We start from the raw sequence: 11,775 nt of genomic DNA, 5'->3' as shown, positions 1-11,775 counted from the left end.
ATGATTCCCGGCTGCCGAGAACAGGCACGCTTTGGTTAACATTTTAAACGATTAATAGGATGAATGTTTGAAATAGTTCTGTAAAATTTTTAAAAACACATTGGGAAAGGCGTAATGCTGCATATCCTGCTCATCGATCCATCGGTACTCCGTCTGGACGGACTGCTCGCCGCTGTCCCCGGCCGCGTACATCGCCTTCAGCTCGGCTGCCTGCGGCAGGTCCTCTTCGCGGCAGCGGTAGACCTGCAGGTTCCAGTGAATATGGCTGAAGGTATGCTCCGCGTCCGTTAAATGCGCGATCGGCCGCGCAGCGATGCCTTCCTCGAGCAGCGCCCCGGCGAGGATATCCATCGCCGGCTCGTCAGGCAGCCGCCCGCTGCGCGCCGCCGGCGTCTGCAAATGCGGCAGCTCCCACATGCGGGCGAGCAGCCCTTCCTGCGGACGCTGGCGGATCAGGACGCGGCCGCTATGATCACCGCGGCCCTCCACGAGGGCCACCACCCGATACTCGGGCCGCGGCGGCTTCGCCTTGGTCTTGATCGGCAGCTGCTCCTCCTTGCCTTCCTGCCTGGCGGAGCAGTGCTCCATCACCGGGCAGGTCAGGCAGTGCGGCGACTTGGGTGTGCACACCAAGGCGCCCAGCTCCATGAGCGCCTGGTTGAAGTCCGATGCCCGGCCGTCCGGGATCAGCTCCACGACCAGGCTTTCCATAAAGGCGCGGGTACTTCCTTTCATGATATCTTCCTCAATTAGGAAGTATCGCGACAGCACCCGCATCACATTGCCGTCAACGGCCGGCTCCGGCTTGTTGAAGGCAATGCTCAGAATCGCGCCGGCCGTATACGGGCCGACCCCCTTCAAGGCGAACACGGACGCCTTGTCGTCCGGCACCATACCGCCGTGCAGCTCCTTCACCTGCTTGGCCGCAGCCTGCAAATTGCGCGCCCGGGAGTAATACCCCAGGCCTTCCCAGCATTTGAGCACATCCTGCTCAGGGGCGTCGGCCAGGTCCTCCACGGTCGGAAACCGCTCGATGAACCGGTTGAAGAACGGAATGACCGTGTCCACCCGCGTTTGCTGCAGCATGATTTCCGACACCCAAATATAGTAGGGATTGCGGTGGCGCCGCCACGGCAAATCCCGTTTATGCTTGTCGTACCATTCCAGCAGGTTGATGCTGAAATGCCGTTTCTGCTCCATTGAACTTATCGAACTGCTCATGAGGTCCTTCATACCTTTCTGGCTGGCTTGATCATGAGCCGGCCTATTCCCGCTTCTCTACAACAGCGAAGGCGGAAGCCAGCTCGGTCTGGTGGGAGATCGATAGATGGATTACATATTCCGGCTCACCCGGCAGCTCGAGGCGCTCCCAAGCCTGCTCGTTCAGCACCACGACGGGTTTGCCGCTCTCATCGGGAAGCACTTCCATGTCCACAAAGCCGATTACCCCGCCGATGCCGCAGCCAAAGGCTTTGGAGATAGCCTCCTTTGCGGCGAAGCGCCCGGCGACAAACTCGGTCAGGTTTCCGCCCCGTTTCTTGGCTTCCTCCCTTTCACGGGCGGTCAGCACCCGCTCCATAAAACGGAAGCCCTGACGGCTGCCGAGAAGCAGCCCAACCCGCTTGATTTCCAGCACATCGTGCCCGATTCCGTAAATCAATGCCCCGCACCTTCCCTTCCATGACATACAAATCCTATTGTAACAGGTGCACGTCCCAAAAACGAGCAGCTTGTGAGCAGGCATCTTTCACCAGCCATTCTTCATGGAACGATCCCTGGCACCGCAGGCAAACCCGGAGCGGATACGAAAAATGCGGAGCCCCTCGCCGGGCTCCGCATTCCTGTTACCGTCTACGATTTATATGGTGCTCCGCGCCAGCAGCCTCGCACCGTATCCCTCCAGCTTGATGCTTCCGGCGACGGGATCGCCGCCAAGCAGATCGCGGTATTCCCGCTCATCCAGATCCACTTGCTTGTCCTCACCCGTGAAGTTCAGGACAAACACATAGTCTGTGCTGCCGTCCGACCGAAGCTGGACCGTAACTCCTTGCGGAAGCTCGGTATCCATCACCGGGCTGACCCCCGCTTCCCGAATAAGGCGGGCATAGAAATCGCCGTAGAACGGCTCCTTCGCGCGTGAGGCGAGGAAATAGGCCTTGCCTTGTCCGAACGAATGTACCGTCAGCACCGGACGCCCGGCGTAAAAATCGTCGCCGTACTCCGCCAGCACCTGGGCACCTTCGGGATGAATCAGGTCGCACAGGTCGTACAGCTCATAATCGCCTTCGAGGCCCAGACCGTTGTCCTGGACGGGGATCATCCGGTTGAGCTCGCCCTCATGCAGGCCGTCGATCTCTTCGGACCAGATGCCGAGCGTCTTGCGAAGCGGTCCGGGGAATCCGCCCAGATGGCACAGGTCGCTCTCATTGACGATGCCGGACCAGTAGGTCGCCACCAAGGTGCCTCCGCCGGCCACAAACGCCTCCAGCGCGGCACCGGCTTCCGCCGTGCACAAATACATCATCGGGGCGACGATCAGCTTATACCGGGAGAAGTCGTCGCCCGAACCGATGACATCCACGGGCACGCCCATGTTCCAGAAGGCGCGGTAATGCTGCATCACCGTGCCCTCGTAGTCAATTCCCCGGTTCAGCGGCCCCTGGGAATCTTTCACGGCCCAGCGGTTGTCCCAATCCGCGATAATGGCCGTCTCTGCCGGCACGCCGGAACCGGTCACCGCGGCGATCTGCTCCAGCAGGCCGCCCAGCCGGGCTACATCCTGAAACACCCGCGTGTGCTCGTGCCCCGCATGGTCGACGACGGCACCGTGAAACTTCTCGCTGGAGCCGCGGCTCTTGCGCCACTGGAAATACTGCACGGTGTCCGAGCCATGAGCTACGGCCTGCAGCGAGGAGAGCAGATGCATGCCCGGGCGCTTCAGCTTGCTGACCGGCTGCCAGTTCGTCAGGCTCGGCGTGCTCTCCATCAGCATAAACGGCTGCCCGCCTTTCAGCGAACGAAATAGGTCGTGGTTAAAGGAGAACCAGGATGCGAGCTTGCCCGGGTCCTGCTTGTCATGCCACGTCGGATAGGCGTCCCAGGAGATGACGTCCAGGATATCCGCGAATTTGCGGTAATCCAGCCCTTCGAACCAATCCATCATATTCGTGGTCGCAGGAAGGTCCGGCCGGATCGCTTTGAGCGGAGCGATTTCCTGTTTGCAGAAGTCCACGGTTTGGTCCGTGACGAACCTTCTCCAGTCCAGATTGTGGCCGTGGACCATCTTTTCTCCATGCCGGGCGGGAGATTCGATCTGGGACCAGTCCGTATACGTATGGCTCCAGAACGACGTCCACCAAGCCTGATTCAAAGCCTCAAGCGATCCGTAACGCGCCTTCAGCCACTCGCGGAACGCTTCCTGGCAGTAATTGCAGTGGCACTCCCCGCCGTATTCATTGGAAATATGCCAGCCGATCACGGCCGGATGGTTCGCATACCGCTCCGCCAGCTTCGTATTGATGATCCGGGTCTTCTCCCGGTATACGGGCGAAGAATAGCAGTGGTTATGGCGCCCGCCATGCAGATTGCGCACCCGGTTCTCCCCTACTCGCAGCACTTCGGGATACTTCTGCGACATCCATGCAGGCCTTGCGCCGCTGGGGGTTGCCAGCCATGCATAAATTCCGTTTGCGGCAAACCGGTCAAGCACCTGGTCGAGCCAATCGAACGTAAATACGCCTTCCTCCGGCTCCAGCGCAGCCCAGGCAAAAATGCCGATGGCCATCACGTTGCATTTGGCCAGCTTCATCAGCCGGATGTCCTCTTCAAGCACTTCCGGATCATGCTGCCATTGGTCCGGGTTATAGTCAGCCCCATGCATGAATCCTGAAATTTGCGGGCTGATCGGTGGATAGGATGTTTTCATATGAATACAAGCCTCTTTTCTGTTATGGGGTATAAAGCGCTGGGAGCGGATAACCGTCATGATCAAACAGCGTCAGATTGCTCCAATTGTTGGCATGGCCGACAGACCACACCTGCTGCGACGGGATCCAGCACGGCTCCCAATAATAGAAGCCCAAGCCCCGGCCGTCCGGCGTGCGGCGGATGATGTCGGTTAGCGCTTTCAAATAAGCCTGCTGGCCTTCCGGCGAAACGGGGAACGCGGACGGCAGTGCTTCATCATTCTCCATGATGAGGGGAAATCCTTCCCTAGTCCGAAAAGTCCAGGGGTAAGCCGTTTCCACGACGACGATGTCCCGCCCAAACCGCAGAGACAAATCCTGCAAATTCCGTTCGATCTGCTCCAGGGGGCCATGCCACCACGGATAATACGACAATCCGATCACGTCAAATGGAACCCCTTCGGCTTCCATCCGTTCAAAGAAGGTCCGGCTTCCTTCCGGATCCCCGCCGCGGTCGATATGGAGCATCACCCGAACTGATCGGTCCACCGCCCGCACAGCGCTTGCACCGGATTTGAGAAGCCCGCACAAGCGGGCCCATGGCTCCTCATCCGCACCGGCCACCGCATTCGGATCCACCTTCGCATCCGGCCAGAGCATGCCGTTCGTAATTTCATTTCCGATCTGAACCATATCCGGCAGGGCACCACCGGCGCGCAGCACCGCCATCACTTCGTACGTATAGTCGTAAACAGCCTGTTCCAGCGCCGCCCCGTGCAGTCCTTCCCAAGCGGCCGGCTTCCACTGGTTCGCCGGGTCGGCCCACTTGTCCGAGTAATGAAAATCCAGCAGCAGATGCATGCCGAGCTCTTTGACCCTTTTGGCCATTATCAAAGTCCGCTCCAGATTGCAGTAGCCTCCCGGCGGGTCGTTCCAGATCCGCAGCCGGATGGAGGTGGTGCCGCTGCGCTGTAAAAGCTCGAGAACGTCCACCTTGTTCGGACCCTCATGAAACGTGCCTCCCCCCTGTTCGATCTCATCCAGGAAGGACACGTCCATGCCCTTGATCCACATCTTTTCCATTTCCATGCCCTGCCTCCTATTCCTTAACCGAGCCCATTACAAGGCCCTTGACGAAATATTTTTGCAAAAACGGATAAACCAGCAGCACCGGCACTGCGCCGATGAAGATCTGGGCGGCGTTGACCGTTTTCTGTGAGAGCAGTGCCACCTCTTTCGGATCAATGCTCATGGTGCTCATATCCTTCTGCACAATGACCGTCTGCAGGAAGGTCGCCAGCGGAAACTGCTTGGCATTGTTCAGGTACAGCAGCCCGTCGAACCACGAGTTCCAGTGGAACACCATGCTGAACAGCGCCAGCGTTGCGATTGAAGGAAGCGATACCGGCAGAAAAATCGAGAAGAGGGTGCGGAAATGCCCGGCTCCGTCAATGAACGCCGCTTCCTCCAGCTCTTTCGGGATCCCCCGGAAAAAGTTCAGCAGCAATATCGTGAGATACACGTTGACCGCTCCTGGCAGAACGAGCACCCAGAAGGAGTTGATGAGATGCAGCTTCTGGATGACGATATAGAACGGCACCAGCCCGCCGCTGAAGATCATCGTGAACACGAACACCCAGGAGTACACGTTTCTCGCCCGGAAGACCGAAGCTTCCTTTGACAGCGGATAGGCCGCCAGAAAGGCCAGCAGCAGCGTGAGCGCGGTGCCCAGCACCGTACGCTTTACCGAAACCCAAATGGAGTGCAGGAACACGGGGTTGTCGATCGTTTTTTTGTAGGCCTCCGTCGAGAACTGCACCGGCCAGAGGCCGACCAGATTGGCGTCCGCCGCCGACTTGGCGCTGAACGACACCGCCAGCACATGCAGCAGCGGAATGATGCACATCAGCGACAGGCACAGCAGCACCAGGGTATTGGCGACCGAAAATATGCGGTATGAAGCGGTTTTATGATACATCCTTCTGATATCCCCCTCTTAAAAAATCCGGTAGTTCGCCAGCTTATAGGCCAGCCGGTACGAAATGAGGATCAGGATCATCGATATGACCGACTTGAACAGACCGATCGCCGTGCCAAGCCCCATCTCTCCGTTCAGAATCGCGGTACGGTACACGAACGTGTCGATGATATCCCCTTTCTGGTACACAAGCGGATTGTACAAGTTAAAAATTTGGTCAAAGCCCGCGTTCAAAATGTTGCCCAGCGCCAGCGTTCCGACGACCACTGCAATCGGCAGCATGGACGGAATCGTAATATGTAGTGTCTGCTTCCAGCGGGTTGCCCCGTCTACCTCCGCCGCTTCGTAAAGGGACGGATTCACGTTTGCGAGCGCAGCCAGGAATACGATCGTGCCGAAGCCGAACTCCTTCCATACGTCCGAGGCAATGACAGTAAACCGGAACCAGTTGTTATCGCCAAGGAAAAAGATCGGCTGGATGCCGAACCAGGAGCTCAGGATGCGGTTCAGAAACCCGCCGTCCGTGGACAGAAAATCCAGCAGAATGCCGCCCAGAATGACCCATGACAAAAAGTGGGGCAAATAGACCAGCGTCTGCACGAAACGCTTGAAGAACGCCCTGCGTACCTCGTTGAGCAGCAGCGCAAACGTGAACGGCGCCAGCAGGTTCAGCACGATCTTGAGCGCGGAAATGATCAGCGTATTCCAGATCACCTCCACGCTGTCCTGCCGTTCAAACAGCATGCGGAAGTTGTCCAGTCCAACCCACTCGGAGTGGGCAAAGCCGAGCCAGGGCTTAAAATTTTGAAAGGCCATGACGATCCCCGCCATCGGCACATAGCTGAAAATGACCAGAAACACCAGCGCCGGCAGCAGCATGATGTGCAGCGGCCAGGTTCTTTTTAGACGGTTCATAAAAGGTCGTTCCCCCTCTTGGAATGCCAATTTCTCTTTTGGTACCGTCATTATAGCAACCGCCCAAATGTCGTCGTAGCTCATAAAACCAACATAAATGGCACTATTGCAACCAATTGCAGGCATGGATCCGCGAAGGGCTTGTCCCCCTGCCGAGCCTTGCCTCCGCCAATGGAGAGTTCATGAAGCCAGGCATGCCGAATACAAAAAACCGATGAAAATCAAATTGATTTTCACCGGTTTCCTGCTCACTCATTCTATGATCGGGACTCCAGGCTGGCCGGGCTGTTGGCATGCGCCGCCTCGCCATGGGTGCCGGCTTCCTGCGCTTCGCGCTGATCGAACATTCTGCCGATTTTCCAGCCGATGCCTATATTCAAAACAGCCATCGCTCCAAATAAAACCACATCACCCCAGGGCTCCGGCAGCAGCAGATCGGCAAGCAGCCACCCTCCGGTCATGGCAGCCCCCATCACTGCGCCCTTTACGGACGACCTTAAATTCATTTTTCCCATTCGACACACTCCCCCCGCCTGATTCCTTATAACCTGAATCGACAAGCAATAGGCCTGCACGCCAAAGTTCTTTGTTTCCTGCCTTTTTTGATATATATGTCGTGGACAAAATCGAATATTCCCGTATAACCGTTAAAAAGCCCCTGGCTCCCCATCTGTATAAGCTCACTTCTTCCGTGACACAATAACGTAAGCTTAAAAACATACTCCGAAGGAAGGTAGCCTCAATGAGACAACAGTTAAGAATCGGTGTATTGATTGCAGGCATGTCTTTGATGCTGGCTGCTCCGGCCTTTGCTTATGGGGCGGCTGGAACGGCGCAAGACGGCGGAAATGGCGGCATGGGCACCGGTATGGGCACGGGGACCCTCGGAACCGAATCCACTGGCGGTTCACATTACCGGGTGAACAATGCCGGAACGACATCCCATTACCATGTCAGCGTATATGGCACTGGAACAGGCAGCCAATACCTGAATACGAATTACGGAACGAACAACACCGGCCGGATGGGAACAAACAGCTACACCGGATCCAATACGAATATGCTGACTGACAATAACCGAATCCGGACGAACGCGGCGACGGACAGGAACCGCGGCGGAGGCTGGGGCTGGCTCGGACTGCTGGGTCTGATCGGATTAGCCGGCATGCGCAAAAGAAACCCGGAACGAGACCGCGGTTAGTTTGCCCTAAATGCATGGTCAGCTATCATAAAAATCCCTGACTTACTTAAAATGTAGGTCAGGGATTTTTGGTGCTTCGACTCCCGGTCGATCAATCAACAGCACATTCTGTTGTGTATCGCTATGCTATCTAAATGGCTGTAGAGTGAGCCGGACGTTCATCATATTTAAACGGAATATGCTTCGGGTCTTCAGCGGCAGGCTGAACAAAACCGGCCGGAAGGGTATCGCCCCAAGTTAAGCGCCCCTCGACGAATTTGGACATCCGGGTCTCGAAAAAGGCCGGCCGCTGCTTCCACACCTTTTTGGCAACGGTCACGGTAAATTCCCCTCGCTTGTTCGGAATGGTGACGGAATAGGGGACATCCTTAGGCAAACTCAGTCCGACCAGCACTCCGGTGTACATCGCGCCAGACGATGTCCGGCTCACCAGATACGGAGGATGATCCGTGATGACCGTGCCCTCTTCCGGCAGTGTGATGTCGATCTCCACGCTCGTGTTCTCGGGCATCTTGAATACCCTGCCTTCAGGAAGCGTGTACCTCTTGGTGCCGATCGTGACCGACAGATTTGTTTCTTCATCCTCGGGCCAATAGAAAATGGAATATCTGCCGTCCTGATCGGTCGGCGTCGATTTCCCGAAGCCTTCGCCTTGATCCCGGTCGAACCAGACCACCGCGTTCTCGACCGGTCTGCCGTTCGCGTCTTTGACAACCCCGCCCATCCGGTATTTATCCACTTGAAAATAAGATACGACGTCACCGCTGCCAGCGATAACCCGTCCGTGAACCTGGACCTTGGACGCATCCTCGGGATCGTCTTCCACCTTCAGCACCTCAATTGGATAATTTACGCTGAGCATGGCCGAAGCAGTAAGAAGCCGCTTCGACATCTCCGGCGTTAGATGTTTCCCGGATACTGTGGCGTCCTTAAGGGAAGCGATACTGATCTTGGTCTCAGCCAGGAGGCTCTGGTCAACGGTCAGGGTGAACGATCCGTCCTTCCCTGTAGGAACGTCAATTTGGCTCTGGCTCGTATGCACCGTGGCGCCGGCCACAGGCTGATTGTCGAGGAGCAGCCTGCCGTGAACGGAGGCCATATGGGACCCGTCCGACTTCCACTGCTTAAGCCGCAAGGACGGCGAATCAACTGTCAGCTGTACGCCATGGTCAGCCGCTTGCGCCGATGCCGGAGCCTCCGAGGATACCGGCTTCGAGGGCATCCCGGCACATCCGGCAAGACATACCGTCATGATCAAAATGGACAGTCGCTGCAAATACCACATGGATTCGATTCCTCCCCTTTACTTGTGCGCAAATAAACAGGGGCAAAGCCATAGGCTCTGCCCCGCTTCATGAACCTTATTTTTTCTGGTGAGCGTTCGTGTCTTCCGCCGTACCCGCTTTGCCTTGGGTTTTGTCGCCGCCAAGCCCGAACACGAACACTTTCGGTTTGGGACCGCCGGATGTAAAGGCCATATATTGTTTGTCGTCGACGACGAAAATCGCCGGTGCTGCTTGAATGCTGCTGCCCGTCGTCTGGAAGGTCCAGATGACCTTGCCGCTTTTAATATCCAGGGCGTTGATCTTCCCGTCGAGCTCGCCGTAGAAAGCCAGTCCCGTCGTCGTGCTCGTAAAGCCTCCGCGCATCGGATCCTTCGTCTTGATCTGGTAGGCTTTTTTGCCGGTATTCACGTCCATCGCCGTGATGGTGCCGTACGGCACATCCTTCGCTGGCGCCGAGGTCGTCGTACCGAATGCGGCCGCTCCGGGCATGTCCGGTGTCGAGGCTTCCGTCTGGCTTTTCGCTGACTTGATGACGGCCCCCTGTTCCACGCCCGGAATCAGCACGTAATTTGTTGCGGGATCATACGTTTCGGGAGCATAGTTCTCGCCGCCGAGCACGCCCGGGTACACGGTAACACCCTCCGGCGTCGGCTTCGGATGATCGATCTTGGCAAAAGGAACCCCATCCCAAACGACGGCGCCGGTCTTGGCGTCCCATGCATACCATTGTCCCGACTTCCCGCCCTGCACGACGATTTTTTGCTGCTTGCCTTTGACGGTGGCATTCAGGATCATTGGCGAAGCTGCAGCGTCATAATCCCAGAGGTCATGGCTGATTTCCTGCTTCGCCCAGATCAGCTTGCCCGTAGCGGCGTCGACGGCGACCACCGAGTCCGTGTGCGGATTGTCTCCCGGCCGGGATTCACCGTAAAAGTCAGGCGCCGGGTTGCCCACGGCAAAGTACATGATTCCTGTCTCCTCATCGATGGCCGGCGGATTCCATACCGCGCCACCGCCCTGGAATTTGCTGTTGGCGAGCCAGTCCTGGCCTTTAGGCGGAACCGTGTAGAAAGGAGAAGCCCAGGCTGGCGACAGATCGCTTGCTTTATAGGCGTTGACAAACCCGCGGATGCCGTTGTCCCCGCCGCTGCTGCCGATATAAATGTTGCCTTTGTAATACACGGGCGCGGTCGTTTCGTAATAACCGTTCTCCAGCGTCACGCCTTTGATGGACTCGGAGATCGGCACCATTTTGATCAGCTTGCCGGTCTTCTGGTCCAAGGACACGATCTGATTGTCGACCGTAAGCATGAACACTTTACCTTCCCCAACAGCGACGCCGCGGTTGGCAATGATCCCTGACTTGCTGAATGTCGCAGCTTGTTCTGCGGACGGCTTCCAGTGCCAGATTTGACTGCCGGTTGCGCCGTCGAAGGCGAATACCTGATTTCCGGCGGTCGTAATGTACACGATGCCGTCGACGAACACCGGATAGCACTGATTCCCGTTCTTGACGTCTTTGTCAAGCTCCTTCAGGTCCGCGCTCCAGATCACGCCCAGATCCTTGACGTTGGCCGCGGTCACCTCTTTATAAGGGACATGGCGGGTATTTTTTAGATCGAATCCATAGGTGCCGAAGTTTTTAAAAGAGGTGCCCGTCACTTTTCCCGGTGTCGTGGATGGTTTGTTCTCGTTTGTATTTTGCGCCGGAGCCGGAGTCGCTGCGTTATTGTTCTTATTCGTATTACAGCCGCTTAGAGCTAGGCTTGTACTTAGAAGGGCTGCGCCAATCATCACGTGAGTTTTTCTCATGTTGGAACGATCTCCTCATTTTTTCATTAGAAGCGTTGTAACGTAATATTTCCAGCTAGACCAAAAATCATGCAGAAAAAATAACAGCCCTTCGTACATACACCTGATTTGCACCCAAGCCGCATTTCCGGCTGATGTCATGCAGGTATAAAAGCGGCTCGAATCGGTCATCTTGAAGGAGAAGAATCACACACCCAGATTTGCATTCAAGGAGGACGACGATGAAACCGAAATTCCGTTGGATCTTTACGATAGCGCTGCTCTCGATCGTATTGGTATTAAGCGCATGCGGCAAAAGCAATAACGGTACGGCGGCTCCGCCTGCCAACAATACAGCTCCGTCCACCGGTGGCGGACAAACCAAAGAAATTACCGTGACGGCGAAAAACTTCGCCTTTGACCCGCCCAATATCGATCTGAAAGCCGGCGACACGGTCAAGCTGACCTTTAAAAACAAGGATGGCGTACACGGCTTCGAAATTCCTGACCTGAACGTCAATCTGCAGGACGGACAAACGGCCACCTTTACCGTAGACAAGGCCGGGACTTACGACTTCAACTGCTCGATCCAATGCGGCTCAGGCCACGACAATATGACGGGTACGATTACGGTATCCTAAGACCAAACAGAAAAGGAGCCCATCCCAAGATGGAACTCCTTTTTTTCGATTATGGCTT

At 56.5% G+C, this 11,775-nt stretch carries 11 protein-coding genes; 2 read left to right on the top strand and 9 right to left on the bottom strand.

Going from position 1 to position 11,775, the window contains the following annotated elements; genetic code table 11:
* Positions 1–51 precede the first annotated feature (51 nt).
* The 7 genes from mutY to ABID47_RS21120 form a co-directional block, all read right to left on the bottom strand.
* Complete coding sequence (gene mutY, locus ABID47_RS21150) at positions 52–1,221, bottom strand: A/G-specific adenine glycosylase (protein WP_354499623.1); 1,170 nt, start codon at positions 1,219–1,221, stop codon at positions 52–54.
* A 43-nt stretch (positions 1,222–1,264) separates the two neighbouring features.
* A complete protein-coding gene (acpS, locus tag ABID47_RS21145; protein ID WP_076175844.1) occupies positions 1,265–1,660 on the bottom strand; it encodes a holo-ACP synthase in 396 nt (131 codons plus the stop codon).
* A gap of 198 nt (positions 1,661–1,858) precedes the next feature.
* Positions 1,859–3,925, bottom strand: a complete 2,067-nt coding sequence (locus tag ABID47_RS21140) for a beta-galactosidase (RefSeq protein ID WP_354499621.1) — start codon at positions 3,923–3,925, stop codon at positions 1,859–1,861.
* A 22-nt stretch (positions 3,926–3,947) separates the two neighbouring features.
* Complete coding sequence (locus ABID47_RS21135; protein ID WP_354499619.1) at positions 3,948–4,994, bottom strand: glycoside hydrolase family 53 protein; 1,047 nt, start codon at positions 4,992–4,994, stop codon at positions 3,948–3,950.
* Between the two features lie 10 nt (positions 4,995–5,004).
* Positions 5,005–5,883, bottom strand: a complete 879-nt coding sequence (locus ABID47_RS21130) for a carbohydrate ABC transporter permease (protein ID WP_076175851.1) — start codon at positions 5,881–5,883, stop codon at positions 5,005–5,007.
* 18 nt (positions 5,884–5,901) lie between these two features.
* Complete coding sequence (locus ABID47_RS21125) at positions 5,902–6,798, bottom strand: ABC transporter permease (RefSeq protein ID WP_354499617.1); 897 nt, start codon at positions 6,796–6,798, stop codon at positions 5,902–5,904.
* A 257-nt stretch (positions 6,799–7,055) separates the two neighbouring features.
* Positions 7,056–7,313: a hypothetical protein gene (locus ABID47_RS21120; protein WP_354499615.1), complete on the bottom strand. Its 258-nt coding sequence runs from the start codon at positions 7,311–7,313 to the stop codon at positions 7,056–7,058.
* Between the two features lie 227 nt (positions 7,314–7,540).
* On the opposite strand from ABID47_RS21120, the gene ABID47_RS21115 reads away from it, so the two are divergent.
* Entirely contained in the window at positions 7,541–7,999 is a 459-nt protein-coding gene (locus ABID47_RS21115; protein WP_354499613.1) for a WGxxGxxG family protein, read from the top strand.
* A gap of 130 nt (positions 8,000–8,129) precedes the next feature.
* On the opposite strand, the gene ABID47_RS21110 is transcribed toward ABID47_RS21115, so the two are convergent.
* Positions 8,130–9,284, bottom strand: a complete 1,155-nt coding sequence (locus ABID47_RS21110; RefSeq protein WP_354499611.1) for a carboxypeptidase-like regulatory domain-containing protein — start codon at positions 9,282–9,284, stop codon at positions 8,130–8,132.
* Positions 9,285–9,360: 76 nt separating this feature from the next.
* Complete coding sequence (locus ABID47_RS21105) at positions 9,361–11,097, bottom strand: pyrroloquinoline quinone-dependent dehydrogenase (RefSeq protein ID WP_212985102.1); 1,737 nt, start codon at positions 11,095–11,097, stop codon at positions 9,361–9,363.
* A 221-nt stretch (positions 11,098–11,318) separates the two neighbouring features.
* Between ABID47_RS21105 and ABID47_RS21100 the strand changes: the two genes are divergently transcribed.
* Positions 11,319–11,717 carry a cupredoxin domain-containing protein gene (locus ABID47_RS21100; protein WP_251678167.1) on the top strand — a complete coding sequence of 133 codons (399 nt, stop codon included), beginning with the start codon at positions 11,319–11,321 and terminating at the stop codon, positions 11,715–11,717.
* Positions 11,718–11,775 lie beyond the last annotated feature (58 nt).

It is taken from the genome of Paenibacillus favisporus (assembly GCF_040545415.1).
Classification (GTDB): domain Bacteria; phylum Bacillota; class Bacilli; order Paenibacillales; family Paenibacillaceae; genus Paenibacillus_AQ; species Paenibacillus_AQ favisporus.
This window is presented reverse-complemented; position numbering and strand designations above follow the sequence as displayed.